This window comes from Streptomyces sp. TSRI0107, from assembly GCF_001905845.1.
Classification (GTDB): Bacteria; Actinomycetota; Actinomycetes; order Streptomycetales; family Streptomycetaceae; genus Streptomyces.
Genome location: NZ_LIVZ01000007.1, coordinates 663895 through 683142, shown reverse-complemented (window position 1 = coordinate 683142; position 19248 = coordinate 663895). Strand labels below are relative to the sequence as shown.

The window sequence follows — 19248 nt, the reverse complement described above, 5'->3', positions numbered from 1 at the left end:
GCACGGCGGCCGCGGCGTCGTCCACAGGCCCGCCGGAGTGTCGGCGCTCGCCAGTAGGGTGTGAGACATGGCCGACCCCTCCAGCTACCGCCCCAGGCCGGGTGAGATCCCGGACTCTCCCGGGGTGTACAGGTTCCGCGACGAGCACCGCCGGGTGATCTACGTCGGAAAGGCTAAGAGCCTGCGCCAGCGCCTGGCCAACTACTTCCAGGACCTGGCGAACCTCCACCCGCGCACCCGGTCCATGGTGACCACCGCCGCGTCGGTGGAGTGGACGGTGGTGTCCACGGAGGTCGAGGCGCTGCAGCTGGAGTACTCCTGGATCAAGGAGTACGACCCCCGGTTCAACGTCAAGTACCGCGACGACAAGAGCTACCCGTACCTCGCGGTCACGATGAACGAGCGGTTCCCGCGCGTGCAGGTGATGCGCGGCCACAAGAAGAAGGGCGTGCGCTACTTCGGGCCCTACGCGCACGCGTGGGCCATCCGCGACACGGTCGACCTGCTGCTGCGGGTCTTCCCGGTGCGCACCTGCTCGGCCGGCGTCTTCAAGAACGCCGCCCGCACCGGCCGCCCCTGCCTGCTCGGCTACATCGGCAAGTGCTCCGCCCCGTGCGTCGACCGGATCACCGCCGACGACCACCGGGAGCTGGCGGACGAGTTCTGCGACTTCATGACCGGCCGTACGGGCACCTACCTCCGCCGTCTGGAGAAGCAGATGACGGAGGCCGCCGAGGAGATGGAGTACGAGCGGGCGGCCCGGCTGCGCGACGACATCGAGGCCTTGCGGAAGGCCATGGAGAAGAACGCGGTCGTGCTCGCCGACGCGACCGACGCCGACCTGATCGCGGTCGCCGAGGACGAGCTGGAAGCCGCCGTGCAGATCTTCCACGTCCGCGGCGGCCGGGTGCGCGGCCAGCGCGGCTGGGTCACCGACAAGGTCGAGGAGATCACCACCGGCGCCCTGGTCGAACACGCCCTCCAGCAGCTGTACGGCGAGGAGACCGGCGACGCCGTCCCCAAGGAGGTCCTGGTCCCGGCGCTGCCCGACCCGGTCGGTCCCGTGCAGCAGTGGCTCACCGACCGCCGCGGCTCCGGCGTCTCGCTGCGCATCCCGCAGCGCGGCGACAAGAAGGCCCTCATGGAGACCGTGCAGCGCAACGCCCAGCAGGCGCTCGTCCTGCACAAGACCAAGCGCGCCTCCGACCTGACGACCCGCTCGCGCGCTTTGGAAGAGATTGCCGACGCCCTCGGCCTGGACAGCGCCCCGCTGCGGATCGAGTGCTACGACATCTCCCACCTCCAGGGCGAGGACGTGGTGGCGTCCATGGTCGTCTTCGAGGACGGACTGCAGCGCAAGGGCGAGTACCGCCGCTTCCAGATCAAGGGCTTCGAGGGGCAGGACGACGTCCGCTCGATGCACGAGGTGATCACCCGCCGCTTCCGGCGCTACCTGGCCGAGAAGGAGAGGACGGGGGAGTGGGCCGACGGCGAGCCCGCTCTCACGGACGGCACCGACGAGGCCCCGGCCGGCGGCCTCACCGAGGACGACGGCCGCCCCAAGCGGTTCGCCTACCCGCCGCAGCTCGTCGTGGTCGACGGCGGCCGGCCCCAGGTCGCGGCCGCCCAGCGGGCCCTGGACGAGCTGGGCATCGACGACATCGCGGTGTGCGGCCTCGCCAAGCGGCTGGAGGAGGTCTGGCTGCCCGGCGAGGACGACCCGGTGATCCTGCCCCGCACCAGCGAGGGCCTCTATCTGCTGCAACGCGTCCGGGACGAGGCCCACCGGTTCGCGATCACCTACCAGCGCAGCAAGCGCGCCAAGCGCATCCGGACCAGCCCGCTGGACGACGTGCCCGGCCTCGGCGCGACACGCAAACAGGCCCTCATCAAGCACTTCGGTTCGGTGAAGAAGCTGCGATCCGCGACAATCGACCAGATCTGCGAGGTACCCGGCATAGGCCGCAAGACGGCCGAAACCATCGCCGTGGCCCTCGCCCAGGCGGCTCCGGCCGCGCCCGCCGTGAACACGGCGACTGGAGAGATCATGGATGACGTGGAAGACGGGGCACCCGAGACGACGGCGGATGCCCCAGGGGAGCCCGTGCCCACGGGCGCCCCGGACGAGCGACGGGGGCAGGAGACATGACCGAACACGAGAACCGTCCCACGACGGGGCCGGACCGCGCGGCCGGGAACGCGGACGCCGAGGTGGCCCACACCCAGGAACCACACAAGGAGACCGGCGAGGACCAGAACCGCAAGGAGGCCCAGGGCAACGGGGCCCAGACGAACACGGGCGCAGAGGCCTCCGGGGTGCCCGAGGCGGCGATCCCGGAGCTGGTGATCATCTCCGGCATGTCCGGCGCCGGCCGCTCCACGGCCGCGAAGTGTCTGGAGGACCTCGGCTGGTTCGTCGTCGACAACCTCCCGCCCGCCCTCATCCCCACCATGGTGGAGCTGGGTGCCCGCTCCCAGGGGAACGTGGCGCGGATCGCGGTCGTCGTCGACGTGCGCGGCCGTCGCTTCTTCGACAATCTGCGCGAGTCCCTGGCCGACCTCGACACCCGGGGCGTGACCCGGCGGATCGTCTTCCTGGAGTCCTCCGACGACGCTTTGGTGCGCCGCTTCGAGTCGGTGCGCCGCCCGCACCCGCTCCAGGGCGACGGCCGCATCGTGGACGGCATCGTCGCCGAGCGCGAACTGCTGCGCGAGCTGCGCGGCGACGCCGACCTGGTGATCGACACCTCCAGCCTCAACGTGCACGAGCTGCGGGCCAAGATGGACGCCCAGTTCGCCGGCGAGGAGGAGCCCGAGCTGCGGGCCACCGTGATGTCCTTCGGGTACAAGTACGGCCTGCCCGTCGACGCCGACCTGGTCGTCGACTGCCGGTTCCTGCCCAACCCGCACTGGGTGCCCGAGCTGCGCCCGTTCACCGGCCTCAACGACGAGGTCGCGGCGTACGTCTTCAATCAGCCCGGCGCCAAGGAGTTCCTGGACCGGTACGCCGAGCTGCTCCAGCTGATCGCCACCGGCTACCGACGCGAGGGCAAGCGCTATGTGACCATCGCGGTCGGCTGCACCGGCGGCAAGCACCGCTCGGTCGCCATGTCGGAGAAGCTGGCCGCACGCCTCGCGGCCGAGGGCGTGGAGACGGTGGTCGTGCACCGGGACATGGGACGCGAATGACCGGACGTACTCCGCGGCTGAGCAGGCTGCGCCGGGCCGTCCCCGAGGGGCGCGGCGGCCGGTCCGCCGAACCCCGTGGCGGCAGGGCGCGCCGGCGGGGCGCCCAGCCCAAGGTGGTGGCCCTCGGCGGCGGCATGGGCCTGTCCGCCTCGCTCGCCGCGCTGCGCCGGATCACCGGCGACCTCACCGCCGTCGTCACCGTGGCCGACGACGGCGGCTCCAGCGGGCGGCTGCGCGACGAGCTGGGCGTACTGCCCCCCGGCGACCTGCGCAAGGCGCTGGCCGCGCTGTGCGGCGACGACGACTGGGGCCAGACCTGGGCCCGCGTCATCCAGCACCGCTTCCAGTCGCACGGCGAGCTGCACGACCACGCGGTCGGCAATCTGCTGATCGTCGCCCTGTGGGAACAGCTGGGCGACCACGTCCAGGCCCTGGACCTGGTCGGCAAACTGCTCGGCGCGCACGGCCGGGTGCTGCCCATGTCCGCCGTGCCGCTGGAGCTGCAGGCCCTGGTCAAGGGCCACGACCCGGAGCGGCCCGACGAGGTCGGGACCGTCCGCGGCCAGGCCACCGTCGCCCTCACCCCGGGCGAGGTGCAGTCGGTGCACCTCGTCCCGAACGACCCGCCGGCCGTCCCGGAGGCCGTCGCGGCCGTCCTGGACGCGGACTGGGTGGTGCTCGGTCCCGGCTCCTGGTTCTCCTCGGTCATCCCGCACCTGCTCGTGCCGCAGCTGCTGGACGCGCTCACGGAGACGAAGGCGCGCCGCGTGCTCTCCCTCAACCTCGCGCCGCAGCCCGGAGAAACCGACGGCTTCTCCCCGCAGCGTCATTTGGAGGTTTTGGGACGACACGCCCCTAAACTCGCCCTGGACGTGGTGCTGGCCGACGAGGCCGCCGTGCCCGACCGCGACTCGCTGACCGACGCCGCAAAGCGTTTCGGGGCCGCGGTCGAGCTGGCGCCGGTGGCCCGGAGAGACGGAACTCCGCGGCACGACCCCGAGCTGCTGGCCGCCGCGTACGACCGTATTTTTCGGATGCATGGAAGGATCGGCCCATGGCGATGACGGCAGCGGTGAAGGACGAGATCTCCCGGCTCCCCGTCACCCGGACCTGCTGCAGGAAGGCGGAGGTCTCCGCCATTCTGCGGTTCGCCGGCGGCCTCCACCTGGTCAGCGGGCGCATCGTGATCGAGGCGGAGCTGGACACCGCGATGGCGGCCCGCCGGCTCAAGCGGGACATCCTCGAGATCTTCGGGCACGGCTCGGAGCTGATCGTGATGGCGCCCAGCGGGCTGCGCCGCGGCTCGCGGTACGTGGTGCGGGTCGTCGCGGGCGGCGACCAGCTGGCCCGGCAGACGGGCCTGGTGGACGGCCGCGGCCGCCCGATCCGCGGGCTGCCCCCGCAGGTCGTCTCCGGCGCCACCTGTGACGCCGAGGCGGCCTGGCGCGGCGCGTTCCTCGCGCACGGCTCGCTCACCGAGCCGGGCCGCTCGTCCTCCCTGGAGGTGACCTGCCCCGGCCCCGAGGCCGCGCTCGCCCTGGTCGGCGCCGCCCGCCGGCTGTCCATCGCCGCCAAGGCCCGTGAGGTGCGCGGCGTGGACCGCGTCGTGGTCCGGGACGGCGACGCGATCGGCGCCCTGCTCACCCGCCTCGGCGCGCACGATTCGGTGCTGGCCTGGGAGGAGCGCCGGATGCGCCGCGAGGTGCGCGCCACCGCCAACCGCCTGGCCAACTTCGACGACGCCAACCTGCGCCGCTCCGCGCGGGCCGCCGTCGCCGCCGGTGCCCGCGTCCAGCGCGCCCTGGAGATCCTCGGCGACGACGTCCCGGAGCACCTGGCCGCCGCGGGCCGGCTGCGCATGGAGCACAAGCAGGCCTCCCTGGAGGAGCTGGGCGCGCTCGCCGACCCGCCGCTCACCAAGGACGCGGTCGCCGGCCGGATCCGCCGGCTGCTGGCGATGGCCGACAAGCGGGCCGCCGACCTGGGCATCCCGGGCACGGAGGCCAACCTCAGCGAGGAGCTGGCCGACAACCTCGCGGGCTGACACCTCGTCAACACGCCGGTGCCGACGTCCGATCGGGCGTCGGCACCGGCGTGTTCGCGTCCGCCTGCCTTCGTTCGGGCACCCTTGACTCGATCATGAACTGTCATGAGCCTGGCACCTATTCGTCGCTGTGGCGAACCACCAGCAGGGGGGTTCATGAGACGCAGAGCGAGATCGATCCTCGCTATCGGCACGCTCCTGATCAGCGGAGTGAGCATCGCACCCGTAGCCCAGGCGCAGAACGCGAAATCCCCGGAACCCGGCACCGAGGAAGTCAAGGTGTTCCGCGCCGAGGTCACCAAGCAGCAGATCCCGCTGCTGCTGGCGGCCGGTCAGGACGCCCATGAACTCGGCGAGCAGGCCCCCGACAAGGGCACCGCCTCCGTCGAGGTGTACCTCACCGACAAGCAGGCCGCACAGTTGGAGAAGCAGGGCGTCGACCTCGAGGAGCACACGCTCTCCGCGAGGACCCGCGCCCGCGTGGCCGCCGCCGGGGACGGCGTCTACCGCCCGTACAGCGGACCGGGCAACCTCAAGGAGGAGATCCTCCGGACGGGGCAGGAGCACCCGGACCTGACCAAAGTGGTCTCCATCGGCAAGACCGTCAAGGGGCAGGACATCCTCGCCCTGAAACTCACCAAGAACGCCAGGAAGAGCGAGGACGGCGCCAAGCCGGCCGTGCTGTACATGTCCAACCAGCACGCCCGTGAGTGGATCACCCCGGAGATGACCCGCCGGCTGATGCACCACTACCTGGACAACTACCGCACCGACAAACGCGTCAAGAAGATCGTCGACACCACCGAACTGTGGTTCGTCATCTCCGCCAACCCCGACGGTTACGACTACACGCACGCCGCCGACGGCGACCGCCAGTGGCGCAAGAACATGCGCGACGTCAACGGCGACGGCGCCATCACCATCGGCGACGGCGTCGACCTCAACCGCAACTTCGCCTACAAGTGGGGCTACGACGACGAGGGTTCGTCCCCGTACCCCACCAGCCAGACCTACCGCGGCGGCGGCCCGGGCTCCGAGCCCGAGACCCGGGCCGTCGACGCCTTCCAGAAGCGCGTCGGCTTCGAGTACGGCATCAACTACCACTCGGCGGCCGAACTGCTCCTCTACGGCGTCGGCTGGCAGGTCGCCACCGACACCCCGGACGACGTGCTCTACAAGGCGCTCGCCGGCACCCCCGGGAATTCGGCGATCCCCGGCTACCACCCGCAGGTCTCCTCCGAGCTGTACACCACCAACGGCGAGGCGGACGGCCACGCGGCCAACGTCAACGGAACCGCGATGTTCACACCGGAGATGTCGACCTGCCAGACCGTGTCGAACGCCTACCCGGACGACGCCTGGAACGCCGCGGACTGCGCCTCCGTCTTCACCTTCCCGGACGACGAGAAGCTGATCCAGCAGGAGTTCGAGAAGAACATCCCGTTCGCGCTCTCCGTCGCCGAGTCCGCCGCCCGCCCCGACCAGCCCAGGTCCTCGGTCGGCACCCCCGCCCCCGACTTCACCCCGGCGCCCTTCACCACCTCGTACTCGCGCGGCGCCGACCAGGAGGTCTCCGTCGTCGTCCGCAAGTCGGTGCGGGACAAGGAGCTGAAGTACCGCGTCAACGGCGGCCGCGTCCACGACATGCGGCTGCGGCCCTGGAAGGGCGGCGAGACCTACGGCGGTGAGGACAACCTGTACTTCGACGAGTACCGCGCGAAGGTCGCCGACGGCGATCGTGGTGACAAGGTCGAGGTCTGGTTCACCGGCGAGACCCGCTCCGGGAAGCGGACCGAGAGCGAGCACTTCACCTACACCGTCGCCGAACGCCCCCGCGCGGACGTCCTCGTCGTCGCCGAGGAGGGCCAGGCCGCGACGCAGGCCCAGACCTACGTCGACGCGCTGAGGGCCAACGGTGAGAAGGCCGTCGTCTGGGACGTCGCCACCCAGGGCGCGCCCGACGCGCTCGGCGTCCTCGGCCACTTCGCAACGGTCGTCCACTACACCGGCGCCGTGCGGCCCGGCAACGCCACCCAGCTCGAACTGCGCGCCTACCTCAACGAGGGCGGCAGGCTGATCGAGGCGGGCGAGACGGCCGGCGGCTCCGTCGACCTCGGCGGCGGCACCCTGTCGAACGACTTCAGCCAGTACTACCTGGGCGCCTACACCCGTACGACCCTGCCCAAGGTCACCGGCTTCGACGGCACCGGCGCCCTCGCGGGCGTCAAGGCACCGCTCGGCGACGCGCCCGGCAACCCGCTGAATGCGGCCGGATCCTTCGGCGTCACCTCCGACACGCTGCCCGCGGCGGACTTCCCGCAGTTCACGAGCGCGGGAGCGGGCCAGTACCCGGGCACGGTCAACCCCTACGGGCCGTACGAGGGCACCTCCATGGCGGCCGTCACGCACTCCGACTACGCCTGGAACCGCCTCACCCGCACCGTCGACCTCACCGGCGTGACCGCCGCCGACCAGCCCGCCCTGCGCACCCGCCTGCTGTGGGACACCGAGGAGGGCTACGACCACGCGGTGCTGGAGGCCCGTACGGCCGGGGGCGACGACTGGACCACCCTCCCGGAGCGGAACGGCGCCACGAGCACCGCCGTACCCGCCGAGTGCGAGGCCGGGTTCTTCCTCCAGGCGCACCCCGCGCTGAAGCGGTATCTGACGCTCGGCGACGACGGGTGCGCGCCCACCGGGACCAGCGGCGCCTGGAACAGCTTCACCGGTGCCTCCGCGGGCTGGCAGGACGTCTCCTTCGACCTCTCCGCGTACGCGGGGAAGAAGGTGGAGCTGTCGATCGGCTACATCACCGACCCCGGCTCCGGCGGCCACGGCGTGCTCGCCGACAACGCCTCCGTCGTCATCGGCGGCACGGCGGGGCAGACGGAGGGCTTCGAGACGTCGCTCGGCGTCTGGACCACCTCCGGCCCGCCCGCCGGAAGTCCCGCCGTGGTGGAGGACTGGGGCCTTTCCGGGGAACTGTTCAAGACGTACGGCGCGGTCACCACGGACGACACCGTGCTGCTGGGTTTCGGCCTGGAGCACGTCGCCGCGGCGGCCGACCGCACGGCCCTGATCGGCCGGGCACTCGCCGTGCTCGACGACTGAAAACAACAGGGCGCACTTGAGCGCCACCCGCCACACTTGAGACGGTCCGTACCCCTACTGGCGGGTACGGACCGCCGTGCCTTGTAGGGGCCGTCTCGATGTCACTTCGGGGGCTTCGGAGAGGTAGGGTCGTAGGCGGTCGGGGACATCCCAAATAGAGCTCGCCGGCGACAACGGAGCCGGCGTACCAACGAGGAGATCGGTTCGTGACGATCCGCGTAGGCATCAACGGCTTCGGCCGCATCGGTCGTAACTACTTCCGCGCGCTGCTGGAGCAGGGTGCAGACATCGAGATCGTGGCTGTCAACGACCTGGGTGACACCGCGACCACCGCTCACCTGCTGAAGTACGACACCATCCTGGGCCGCCTCAAGCAGGAGGTCACGCACACCGCCGACACGATCACCGTCGACGGCCACACCATCAAGGTGCTCTCCGAGCGCAACCCCGCCGACATCCCGTGGGGCGAGCTGGGTGTCGACATCGTCATCGAGTCCACCGGCATCTTCACCAAGAAGGAAGACGCCGCGAAGCACATCGCGGGCGGTGCGAAGAAGGTCCTCATCTCGGCTCCGGCCAAGGACGAGGACATCACCATCGTCATGGGTGTCAACCACGACAAGTACGACCCGGCGAACCACCACGTCATCTCCAACGCCTCCTGCACCACCAACTGTGTGGCCCCGATGGCGAAGGTGCTCGACGAGAACTTCGGCATCGTCAAGGGTCTGATGACCACGGTGCACGCGTACACGAACGACCAGCGCATCCTGGACTTCCCGCACAAGGACCTGCGCCGCGCCCGTGCCGCCGCCGAGAACATCATCCCGACCACCACGGGTGCCGCCAAGGCCACCGCGCTGGTCCTGCCGCAGCTCAAGGGCAAGCTGGACGGCATCGCCATGCGCGTCCCGGTCCCGACCGGCTCGGTCACCGACCTGGTCGTCGAGCTCTCCCGCGAGGTCACCAAGGAAGAGGTCAACGCCGCCTTCCAGAAGGCCGCCGAGGGCGAGCTGAAGGGTCTCCTCGACTACACCGAGGACCAGATCGTCTCCTCCGACATCGTCAACGCCCCGGCGTCCTGCACCTTCGACTCCTCCCTGACCATGGTCCAGGAGGGCAAGAACGTGAAGGTCATCGGCTGGTACGACAACGAGTGGGGCTACTCCAACCGCCTCGTCGACCTCACGGTCTTCGTGGGCAACCAGCTCTGATCGGCTGAAGCAGCAACTTTGATGTGAGAGCAGGGCTCGGGCCAGGCGCAGGGACGCGCGGCCCGGGCCCTGACGCGCGTCACGACCGGCCCTCCTCTCTAGGATCAGGCCCGGTCATCGGTCACGAGCCATCCGGTCACGAGCCATCCGGTCACGAGCAGAACGAGCCTCCTGTAGGAGTCCCCTGAACATGAAGACGATCGACGAACTCCTCGCCGACGGGGTCGCGGGCAAGCGGGTCTTCGTCCGCGCCGACCTCAACGTGCCGCTGGACGGCACCACCATCACCGACGACGGCCGCATCCGCGCGGTCCTGCCCACCGTCAAGGCGCTCGCCGAGGCGGGCGCCCGCGTGGTCGTCGCCTCGCACCTCGGCCGCCCCAAGGGCGCCCCGGACCCCGCCTTCTCGCTCGCCCCCGCCGCGGCCCGGCTCGGCGAACTCCTCGGCGCCGACGTGGCCTTCGCGACCGACACGGTCGGCGACTCCGCCACGTCCACCGTCGCGGGCCTCGCCGACGGCCAGGTCGCCGTCATCGAGAACCTGCGCTTCAACGCCGGTGAGACCAGCAAGGACGACGCCGAGCGCGCCGGCTTCGCCGACCGGCTGGCCGCCCTCGCCGACGTCTACGTCGGTGACGGCTTCGGCGCCGTGCACCGCAAGCACGCCTCGGTGTTCGACCTCCCGAAGAGGCTGCCGCACTACGCCGGCCACCTCATCGCCACCGAGGTCGGCGTCCTGAAGAAGCTCACCGAGGACGTCAAGCGCCCGTACGTCGTCGCCCTCGGCGGCGCCAAGGTCTCCGACAAGCTCGCCGTGATCGACCAGCTCCTCGGCAAGGCCGACCGCCTGCTCATCGGCGGCGGCATGGCCTACACCTTCCTCAAGGCCAAGGGCTACGAGGTCGGCATCTCCCTCCTCCAGGAGGACCAGGTCCCGGCCGTCACCGAGTACATGGAGCGCGCCGAGAAGAACGGCGTCGAGCTGGTCCTGCCGGTGGACGTGCTGGTCTCCGCCGAGTTCCCGGACCTGAAGACCAAGGCCCCGGCCAACCCCACCACCGTCGCCGCGGACGCCATCCCCGCCGACCAGGAGGGGCTGGACATCGGTCCGGAGACCCGCAAGCTGTACGCCTCGAAGCTCGCCGACGCGGCCACCGTCTTCTGGAACGGCCCGATGGGCGTCTTCGAGCACCCCGACTACGCCGAGGGCACCAAGGCGGTCGCCCAGGCCCTCGTCGACTCCCAGGGCTTCACCGTGGTCGGCGGCGGCGACTCCGCCGCGGCCGTCCGCACCCTGGGCTTCGACGAGAACGCATTCGGCCACATCTCGACCGGTGGCGGCGCCTCCCTCGAATACCTCGAGGGCAAGACGCTCCCCGGCCTCGCCGCACTGGAGGACTGACCTCAATGAGCACCCGCACGCCGCTGATGGCGGGCAACTGGAAGATGAACCTCAACCACCTGGAGGCCATCGCCCACGTCCAGAAGCTCGCCTTCGCCCTCGCCGACAAGGACTACGACGCCGTCGAGGTCGCCGTCCTGCCGCCCTTCACCGACCTGCGCTCCGTGCAGACCCTGGTCGACGGCGACAAGCTGAAGATCAAGTACGGCGCCCAGGACATCTCGGCGCACGACTCCGGCGCCTACACCGGCGAGATCTCCGGCCCGATGCTGGCCAAGCTGAAGTGCACGTACGTGGCGATCGGCCACTCCGAGCGCCGCCAGTACCACAACGAGACCGACGAGATCGTCAACGCCAAGGTCAAGGCCGCCTACAAGCACGGCCTGACCCCGATCATGTGCGTCGGCGAGGAGCTGGACGTCCGTGAGGCCGGCAACGCCGTCCCGCACACCCTGGCCCAGGTCGAGGGCGGTCTGAAGGACCTCCCGGCCGAGCAGGCCGAGACCATCGTGATCGCCTACGAGCCCGTCTGGGCCATCGGCACCGGCAAGGTCTGCGGCGCCGAGGACGCCCAGGAGGTCTGCGCGGCCATCCGCGGCAAGGTCGCCGAGCTGTACTCGCAGGACGTGGCCGACAAGGTCCGCATCCAGTACGGCGGCTCCGTGAAGTCCGGCAACGTCGCCGAGATCATGGCGCAGGCCGACATCGACGGCGCCCTGGTCGGCGGCGCGTCCCTGGACGCCGACGAGTTCGTCAAGATCGTGCGCTTCCGCGACCAGTGAGCCGATCAGTGAGTATGCGGTAGCGGCGTTCCGTCGTACCCTTGCGGGGGCATGGTGGTCGACCACCATGCCCCCGTCGTCCATCCGAAGCCGAGGAAGTTGGTCCAGCCGTGGTTATGGGGTTCTCGATCGCCCTGATCGTCTTCAGCCTGCTGCTGATGCTGCTGGTGCTGATGCACAAGGGGAAGGGCGGCGGCCTCTCCGACATGTTCGGTGGCGGCATGCAGTCCTCCGTCGGCGGCTCCTCGGTCGCCGAGCGCAACCTCGACCGCATCACCGTCGTGGTCGGTCTGCTGTGGTTCGCGAGCATCGTCGTGCTCGGCATCCTGATGAAGGTCGGCTGAGCTCCGGCAACCGCCGACACGCGACCGCTGACACTCCGCACGTCAGCACGATTCCGCACGTAACGCCCCATGTTCGGTACGCGCCCCGGAGCGCGGCCTATCATGGGGCTTGCGTCTAGGGTGTGGGGCCTTGTAACTCCAATCACTGGACGCGCGTTGGGCCTTACGTAGACTGGGGCGCTCGCAGCGAAGCGAAACGCCGACGCGCTTCGCGGCACCATCACGCAGGGAGTTACGACCGTGGCAAGTGGCAACGCGATCCGAGGAAGCCGGGTCGGGGCGGGGCCGATGGGTGAGGCCGAGCGGGGCGAGTCCGCGCCGCGTCTGCGCATCTCCTTCTGGTGCTCCAACGGACACGAGACGCAGCCGAGCTTCGCCAGTGACGCGCAGGTTCCCGACACCTGGGACTGCCCGCGTTGTGGCTTCCCGGCCGGACAGGACCGGGACAACCCGCCGGCACCGCCGCGCACCGAGCCCTACAAGACGCACCTCGCGTACGTCCGGGAGCGGCGCAGCGACGCGGACGGCGAGGCGATCCTCGCGGAGGCGCTGGCCAAACTGCGGGGCGAGATCTAGGACTTGACGACCGGCCGGGTACCGACAGGTGCCCGGCCGGAGCCGTCCCGGCCCCCGCGGCCGGCCACCGCTCGCGGACCCGTTGTCAGTGGTGCCCTCTACGGTGTGTGCATCGGGCGCATCGTGAGGGGGAGTCGTGGCGACGGTCGAGACGGCGGGCGTGAGCGCCCCCGCGTGGCGTGGGGGCTTCGGGCGGTTGTGGAGTGCCGCCGTGCTGTCCAGCTTCGGCGACGCGCTGCGCACGGCCGCCCTGCCCCTGCTCGCCGTCACACTCACCGACGAGCCGCTGCTCATCGCCGCCGTCACCGCCTGCGGCCAGCTGCCCTGGCTGCTCTTCGGACTGCTCGGCGGAGCCGTCGCGGACCGCGTGGACCAGCGCCGCGCCATGTGGACCGTGGACGCCGTACGGGGACTGCTGGTCGCGGGCTTCGCGGTCGCCGTGGCGCTCGGGCACGCGTCGATCGCCCTGCTGACCGCACTGGCCTTCACCCTCACCACCCTGCAGACCCTTTTCGACAACGCCGCCACCGCCCTGCTGCCCGGCCTCGTCGCGAAGGACGCGCTCGGCGGCGCCAACGCCCGCCTGATGACCGGCCAGCAGCTCGCGGGCGGTCTCGTCGGCGGCCCCGTCGTGCCGCTGCTGCTCGCCGCCGGGGCCGCCGTCCCCTTCGCGGCCGACGCCGTCACCTTCCTGCTGGCCGCCGCGCTGGTGGCCTCCCTGCGGACCGCGCCGCCCCGGCGCGAGCCGAGACCGGCGGGCAGCACCCTGCGCCGGGAGATCGCCGAGGGACTGTGCACGCTGGTCCGGGACCGGGCGCTGCGGGCGCTGTGCGCCGCCACCGCCCTGTGCAACATCGGCATGGGCGCCCTCATCGCCACCCTGGTCGTCCTGGTGACCGACTGGCTGGACGCGGGCACCGGGGGATACGCGGCGGCCCTGACCGCGTACACCGTGGGCAGCCTGACCGGGGGAGCGGCGGTCCGCCGGATCGCCGACCGCCTCGGGCGGGTCCGGGCGGTGCTCGCCGCCGGGAGCGTGCAGATCGGCGCGCTCGTCGTCATGGGCACGGTGCGCAGCCCGGTCGCCCTGGTGTGCGCCCTGGCCGTGTTCGGGTTCATGGGCATGGTGTGGAACGTCAACACGACCACGCTGATGCAGCAGCGCAGCCCCGCCGGGATGCTGGGCCGGGTCAGCTCCGCCTACCGGACCCTGGCGGTCGCCGGGGCACCGCTCGGCGCCCTGCTGGGCGGCGCGGTCGCCGGCGCCTGGGGAGCCAACACGCCCGCGCTGCTCGCGGCCGCCTTCTTCGCCCTGTCCGTCGCCGCCCTGATACCCGGCCGCCGACCCGACGTACCTGTTGTTGCGCCGAGGGACGGCGTCACGACAGCTCCCGGCAACCGCTGATCAACTAGGTTGGGACCGGCAGCGGGGCAGTCGCCGGTACAGGCAGGACAAGGAAGAAGGCTGAAGTCCCAGATGAACGCAGACGGCCGTACGAGGCTCAACCAGACCCCCGAGTGGACCGCTCTGGCCAAGCACCGCGAGGAGCTCGGCGAGGTGCGGCTGCGCGACCTGTTCGCCGCCGGCCCCGAGCGCGGCAGCGGGTACACGCTCCAGGTCGGTGACCTGCACATCGACTACTCCAAGCACCTCGTCACCGACGAGACCCTGCGGCTGCTGCGCGAGCTGGCCGCCGCGACGGACGTGTTCGGGCTGCGGGACGCGATGTTCCGCGGTGAGAAGATCAACAACACCGAGGGCCGGGCCGTGCTGCACACCGCGCTGCGGGCCCCGCGCGAGGCGGTGATCGAGGTCGACGGCGAGAACGTGGTGCCCGCCGTCCACGCCGTCCTCGACAAGATGGCCGACTTCGCCGGGCGGGTCCGCTCCGGCGAGTGGACCGGCCACACCGGCAAGCGCATCCGGAACGTCGTCAACATCGGCATCGGCGGCTCCGACCTCGGCCCCGCGATGGCCTACGAGGTGCTGCGCAGCTACACCGACCGCGATCTGACGGTCCGTTTCGTCTCCAACGTGGACGGCGCCGACCTGCACGAGGCGGTCCGCGACCTGGACCCGGCGGAGACCCTGTTCATCGTCGCGTCCAAGACGTTCACCACCATCGAGACGGTCACCAACGCCACCTCCGCCCGCAACTGGCTGCTGCGCGGACTGAACGTAGGTCAGGAGGCCGTCGCCAAGCACTTCGTGGCGCTGTCCACCAACGCCGGGAAGGTGGCGGACTTCGGCATCGACACGGCGAACATGTTCGAGTTCTGGGACTGGGTCGGCGGCCGCTACTCCTACGACTCCGCGATCGGCCTGTCCCTGATGATCGCCATCGGACCGGACCGCTTCCGGGAGATGCTGGACGGCTTCCACCTGGTCGACGAGCACTTCCGCACCGCGCCCCCCGAGGCCAACGCGCCGCTGCTGCTGGGCCTGCTGGGCATCTGGTACAACAACTTCCACGACGCCCAGTCCCACGCCGTCCTGCCGTACAGCCACTACCTGTCCAAGTTCACCGCCTACCTCCAGCAGCTGGACATGGAGTCCAACGGCAAGTACGTGGACCGGGACGGGCAGGAGGTCGACTGGCAGACCGGCCCGGTCGTCTGGGGCACCCCCGGCACCAACGGCCAGCACGCCTACTACCAGCTCATCCACCAGGGCACCAAGCTCATCCCCGCCGACTTCATCGGCTTCGCCGAGCCGGTCGCCGAGCTGAGCGACGAACTCAAGGCGCAGCACGACCTGCTCATGGCCAACTTCTTCGCCCAGACCCAGGCGCTGGCGTTCGGCAAGACGCCCGAGGAGGTGCGGGCCGAGGGCGTGCCGGAGGAGCTGGTGGCGCACAAGACGTTCAAGGGCAACCATCCGACGACGACGATCCTTGCCCGGGAGCTGACCCCGTCGGTGCTCGGCCAGCTCGTCGCCCTCTACGAGCACAAGGTGTTCGTCCAGGGCGCAGTCTGGAACATCGACTCCTTCGACCAGTGGGGCGTGGAGCTCGGCAAGGTCCTCGCCAAGCGCGTCGAGCCCGCGCTCACCGAAGGCGCCGACGTGCCCGGCCTGGACACGTCCACCGAGGCGCTGGTCGCCCGGTACCGGGAGCTGCGCGGCCGGCGCTGACGGACGGTGCCAGTGGGGGCGGAGGTGCCCCCGGGAAGCGGGAGGCGCCTGGGCCCCCGCTTCCCGTACACTCCCCGATGATCATGGACACGATCGCTCGGGGGAGCTCAACGTGACAAGAACACAGGGGAGTTGGACGGGCGGCACCCTGACGCCCCGGTCGCTGCTGCGGCCGAAGGAACTGGCCCGCGCGCTGTTCCACCCGGCCTGGATCCCGGACTCGCTGGACCCGGCGGTGGAACAGCTCAAGCGGGTACGGCTGATCGCTGGCACGGTCGCGGCGGTCGGCGTCTACACCTTCGTCGAGGGCGGCTTCGCCTTCGAGGAGGTGCTGGAGAACATGCTCACCGCCTCCGCCGTGCTGCTGTTCATCACCCCGCTGACGGTCGGTGTGATGCTCTACGTCTGGCGGCGCGGCGGCACGGTCCGGGCGATGCGGGAACCGCTGCTCAACTCGCTGAAGCTGCTGCTCGCCTTCGTCGGCACGATCGTGCTGACCGTCCTGGTGTGGCGGTTCGCGGGCGGCGCGGGATTCTTCGTACTGCTGCTCGCCCCGGTGGCGCTCTGGCTGACCGCCATCGTGATCCGCGGAGCGGTGCACGTCTCCGGGAACTTCTTCGGCACGGCCGGCGTCCACCGCTGTCTGCCGCCGCTGCTGGCCACGGTGACGACCTGGCTGATGGCCATCCCAGACCTGGTCACCGGGGACCTGCACGGTCTGAGCCTCACCATGGGCTTCCTGTTCATCCTGGGCGCGCCGCTGACGGTCACCGGCATCGCCCTGCTGGAGATGGGCCGCCTCAGGCAGCGCTACGGCATCCGGCTGGCCGCCCACCCGGCCACCCTGCCCCGCGTCCCTGGCCCGCCTCCGCCGATGCCGCCCGCCATGCCGCCGACGGCACCGCCGTACGTCCCGCAGCAGGGCAACCCGTACGGCAACCCGTACGCGCCGCCGCAGGGGAATCCGTACGGCAACCCGTACACGCCCCCGCAGGGCAACCCGTACGGCAACCCCTACACCCCCGGCCCCAACGGCGGCTGACAGAAAGGGTCCAGCCCGGGCCCCCGCCCCGGCATCGGCGTAGGTCAGGCGACCGAGCTGAGCGTGTCCGCGAAGCGGCGGCGCGTCGAGCGGGCCGCCGGCAGCGCGGCCAGCCCCGCCGCGCCCAGCACGGCGGCCGCCCCCAGCAGCACCAGCAGCGCGGGGGAGGGGCCCTGGGCGATCCCCGCGCCGATGCCGCTGGAGCTGCCCTGGGCGTCGATCAGCCAGCGCGCGAGCGGCACCCCGAGGGCGGTACCGAGGAGGACGGCCGCGAGGGCGGTGCAGCCCGTGGCCGTGACGGTGATCGCGGTGATCTGGCGCGGGGACAGGCCGATCGCCCGCAGCGCCGGCAGATCCCGCTCGCCCTCGCGGACGGTGCCGCCGATCGCGGTGAGCAGTTCGATGAGCCCGATGAGGGCGAGCACGGCGATCAGCCCGAGGACGACTCCGCGCAGGGGGTACAGACCGTCGGCCGGGTTCGTCACGGTGTGCACGTCCAGATGTCCCTGCCCGGCCTCGGCGAGGCGCTCGGCGACCTCCCCGGGTTCGGCGTCGGGGGGCAGGCGCAGATGGTAGAGGCTCGGACTCAGCCGGGGGTCGTTCTCGCGGAGGGTGTCGAGCGAGGTGGAGACGACCCGGCCGGCGTTCTCCGGCTCGATGCTGCGGCCCACGATGTGCAGGACCTGCGGCTGGGAGCCCACGGTCATCCGCACCCAGTCGCCGACCCGCGCGTCCAGCAGATCGAGCAGCCCCTGCCCGGCCACCGCCTCGTCGGGCCCGCGCGCGGCGCGGCCCTCGGCCAGCGTGTACGGGTACGGCTCCGCACGGGTGCCGAGGCCGCGCAGCGCGATCGTCGCCGTCTGGCCCGGCACCAGCGCGGCCACCTCCACACCCGGGTAGGCGGCGGCCACCTGCGGATCGCGCTCCAGCAGCTCGCGGGCGTCCCGGTCGTCGAGGCGCGCGTCCGCCCGCACGGTCAGCGCGGCCGGCAGGCCGATCCGCTCGGGGCTGTGCTGGAACCGGTCGATGGTGGTCCACGCGCTCAGCGCGACCACGATCAGCAGCAGCGGCAGCGCGAGCCGCGCCACGGCCCCCCACGACCGCGGGCGACGGGTGAACGCCTTGTGCCAGCCCAGCACCAGCGCGGGCGGCACGCCCAGCCCGAGCACCCGCGCCCCGAGCGCCCGGCGCGCCGGCCCCGACAGCCGTCCTCCGGAGGGAGCCCCGGACCGCGCCACCGGCACCGGCGGCACCCGTCCCGCCCGCCACGCGGCGAGCCCGGTGGTCGCGCCGATGAGCAGCACCGCCGCCACCGGCACGGCGAACAGGGCGGCCGTATGCCCCGGCAGTCCCTGCCACACACCGATCGCGTCGCCGAGCCGGCCCGGGATCCGGCTGCCCAGCACCTCGGTGAGCGCGGCGGCGGCCACGGCGCCCAGCAGGGCGTACGCCAGGTGCTGGAGCAGGAAGACGCGGACCACCTGGCCCGGGGTGAAGCCGATCGCCTTCAGCACGGAGATGTCCCGCAGATGGCCACGGATCCGGGTGCCGATCGCCCCGTGCACGGCGAGCCCGGCGGCGGCCAGCGCGCCGAGCCCGAACAGGCCCAGCACCTGTCCGAGGAGCCGGTTGTCGCCCTGTGCCTCGGCCCTGGCCTGCTGCCAGGTGGAGACCTCGCCGATCGCGCCCGCGCCGAGCACGGTCACGGCCCGCTGCACGGCGTACCCGGTGTCGCCGGGGTCCTTGAGCCGCAGCCCGATCACCTGCGCGTCCGGGTCGGGCACCGCGGACGGCAGCGCCCAGACGAGGCCCGGCTGCTCGCCCGGCCGGTAGCGCGGCTCGGCGCTGTCGGCGACGCCGACGACGGTGAGCCGGCGTGCGGTGCCGGGCAGGGTGAGGGTGTCGCCCGGCTCGGCGAGCAGGGCGAGGGCGAGGCGGCTCTCCAGGACCACGCCGTCGGGGGTGGCCGGGTCCAGCCAGTGGCCGGAGGCGAGCAGCGGGCGGCCGACGGAGGGCGTCCGCGCGGAGCTGCCGCGCAGTTCCACGGAGGCGCGGCTGCCGCCCGCGACGACGGTGGTGGACGCGGTGGGGTAGGGCCCGGCGACGGACTCGACGCCGTCCAGCCCGGCCAGGTCCCGCGCGTCTGCGGTGGGGGCGGTGTGCAGCCAGACGTGCGCGCCGCGCGCCTGGGTGAAGACCCGCTGCCAGGGGTTGGTGGCGTAACCGAACAGGGCTGCGGCCAGCAGCAGGGAGAGGACGATGCCCGCGGTGGCGAGGACGAGGAACAGCGCCTCGCCGCGGTGCGTGCGCAGATCGGAGTGCGCCCAGCGCAGGGTGGCTCGCACGGCCTCAGCCCTTCGACCCGGCCGCCGCGGGCCCGCGGCGGGGCCCCGTTCCGGTCACCGCGTGCT

14 protein-coding genes are annotated in these 19248 nt (G+C 71.6%); 13 read left to right on the top strand and 1 reads right to left on the bottom strand.

From position 1 onward, the window contains the following. Positions 1 to 67: 67 nt before the first annotated feature. From uvrC to AMK31_RS22330, 13 genes are all read left to right on the top strand, one after another. Positions 68 to 2149 carry an excinuclease ABC subunit UvrC gene (gene uvrC, locus AMK31_RS22390; protein WP_073942367.1) on the top strand — a complete coding sequence of 694 codons (2082 nt, stop codon included), beginning with the start codon at positions 68 to 70 and terminating at the stop codon, positions 2147 to 2149. Next, complete coding sequence (gene rapZ / locus AMK31_RS22385; RefSeq protein WP_073942366.1) at positions 2146 to 3189, top strand: RNase adapter RapZ; 1044 nt, start codon at positions 2146 to 2148, stop codon at positions 3187 to 3189. The genes uvrC and rapZ overlap by 4 nt, the downstream gene beginning before the upstream one ends. Further along, positions 3186 to 4253: a gluconeogenesis factor YvcK family protein gene (locus AMK31_RS22380; protein ID WP_073942365.1), complete on the top strand. Its 1068-nt coding sequence runs from the start codon at positions 3186 to 3188 to the stop codon at positions 4251 to 4253. Before rapZ ends, AMK31_RS22380 begins: the two co-directional genes overlap by 4 nt. Further along, positions 4244 to 5233 (top strand): DNA-binding protein WhiA, encoded by a 990-nt coding sequence (gene whiA / locus AMK31_RS22375; RefSeq protein ID WP_073942364.1) that lies wholly within the window; start codon positions 4244 to 4246, stop codon positions 5231 to 5233. The genes AMK31_RS22380 and whiA overlap by 10 nt, the downstream gene beginning before the upstream one ends. Positions 5234 to 5389: 156 nt before the next feature. Continuing rightward, the gene (locus AMK31_RS22370) at positions 5390 to 8344 is read left to right on the top strand and encodes a M14 family metallopeptidase (protein ID WP_073942363.1); all 2955 of its coding nucleotides are present in this window, start codon (positions 5390 to 5392) and stop codon (positions 8342 to 8344) included. A 206-nt stretch (positions 8345 to 8550) separates the two neighbouring features. After that, the gene (gene gap, locus AMK31_RS22365) at positions 8551 to 9558 is read left to right on the top strand and encodes a type I glyceraldehyde-3-phosphate dehydrogenase (RefSeq protein WP_073942362.1); all 1008 of its coding nucleotides are present in this window, start codon (positions 8551 to 8553) and stop codon (positions 9556 to 9558) included. A 190-nt stretch (positions 9559 to 9748) separates the two neighbouring features. Next, entirely contained in the window at positions 9749 to 10960 is a 1212-nt protein-coding gene (locus AMK31_RS22360) for a phosphoglycerate kinase (RefSeq protein WP_073942361.1), read from the top strand. Positions 10961 to 10965: 5 nt separating this feature from the next. Continuing rightward, on the top strand, positions 10966 to 11742 hold the full coding sequence (tpiA, locus tag AMK31_RS22355; RefSeq protein WP_073942360.1) for a triose-phosphate isomerase: 777 nt from the start codon (positions 10966 to 10968) through the stop codon (positions 11740 to 11742). 116 nt (positions 11743 to 11858) lie between these two features. Beyond that, on the top strand, positions 11859 to 12086 hold the full coding sequence (secG, locus tag AMK31_RS22350; protein ID WP_198948543.1) for a preprotein translocase subunit SecG: 228 nt from the start codon (positions 11859 to 11861) through the stop codon (positions 12084 to 12086). 240 nt (positions 12087 to 12326) lie between these two features. Beyond that, positions 12327 to 12662 carry an RNA polymerase-binding protein RbpA gene (locus AMK31_RS22345; protein ID WP_010352468.1) on the top strand — a complete coding sequence of 112 codons (336 nt, stop codon included), beginning with the start codon at positions 12327 to 12329 and terminating at the stop codon, positions 12660 to 12662. A 136-nt stretch (positions 12663 to 12798) separates the two neighbouring features. Further along, on the top strand, positions 12799 to 14067 hold the full coding sequence (locus tag AMK31_RS22340) for an MFS transporter (RefSeq protein WP_073942358.1): 1269 nt from the start codon (positions 12799 to 12801) through the stop codon (positions 14065 to 14067). A 72-nt stretch (positions 14068 to 14139) separates the two neighbouring features. Next, complete coding sequence (gene pgi, locus AMK31_RS22335) at positions 14140 to 15795, top strand: glucose-6-phosphate isomerase (protein WP_073942357.1); 1656 nt, start codon at positions 14140 to 14142, stop codon at positions 15793 to 15795. A 112-nt stretch (positions 15796 to 15907) separates the two neighbouring features. Continuing rightward, entirely contained in the window at positions 15908 to 16837 is a 930-nt protein-coding gene (locus AMK31_RS22330) for a hypothetical protein (RefSeq protein ID WP_073942356.1), read from the top strand. A 44-nt stretch (positions 16838 to 16881) separates the two neighbouring features. Here AMK31_RS22330 and AMK31_RS22325 read toward each other — a convergent pair whose 3' ends face one another. Continuing rightward, the gene (locus AMK31_RS22325; protein ID WP_073942355.1) at positions 16882 to 19182 is read right to left on the bottom strand and encodes an ABC transporter permease; all 2301 of its coding nucleotides are present in this window, start codon (positions 19180 to 19182) and stop codon (positions 16882 to 16884) included. Positions 19183 to 19248: the final 66 nt, after the last annotated feature.

Bases quoted from the DNA above. Each gene is read 5' to 3' on its own strand.
- AMK31_RS22360 (WP_073942361.1), top strand. From the start codon at position 9,749: ATGAAGACGATCGACGAACTCCTCGCCGACGGGGTCGCGGGCAAGCGG.
- whiA (WP_073942364.1), top strand. From the start codon at position 4,244: ATGGCGATGACGGCAGCGGTGAAGGACGAGATCTCCCGGCTCCCCGTC.
- uvrC (WP_073942367.1), top strand. From the start codon at position 68: ATGGCCGACCCCTCCAGCTACCGCCCCAGGCCGGGTGAGATCCCGGAC.
- tpiA (WP_073942360.1), top strand. From the start codon at position 10,966: ATGAGCACCCGCACGCCGCTGATGGCGGGCAACTGGAAGATGAACCTC.
- pgi (WP_073942357.1), top strand. From the start codon at position 14,140: ATGAACGCAGACGGCCGTACGAGGCTCAACCAGACCCCCGAGTGGACC.
- AMK31_RS22380 (WP_073942365.1), top strand. From the start codon at position 3,186: ATGACCGGACGTACTCCGCGGCTGAGCAGGCTGCGCCGGGCCGTCCCC.
- secG (WP_198948543.1), top strand. From the start codon at position 11,859: ATGGGGTTCTCGATCGCCCTGATCGTCTTCAGCCTGCTGCTGATGCTG.
- rapZ (WP_073942366.1), top strand. From the start codon at position 2,146: ATGACCGAACACGAGAACCGTCCCACGACGGGGCCGGACCGCGCGGCC.
- AMK31_RS22370 (WP_073942363.1), top strand. From the start codon at position 5,390: ATGAGACGCAGAGCGAGATCGATCCTCGCTATCGGCACGCTCCTGATC.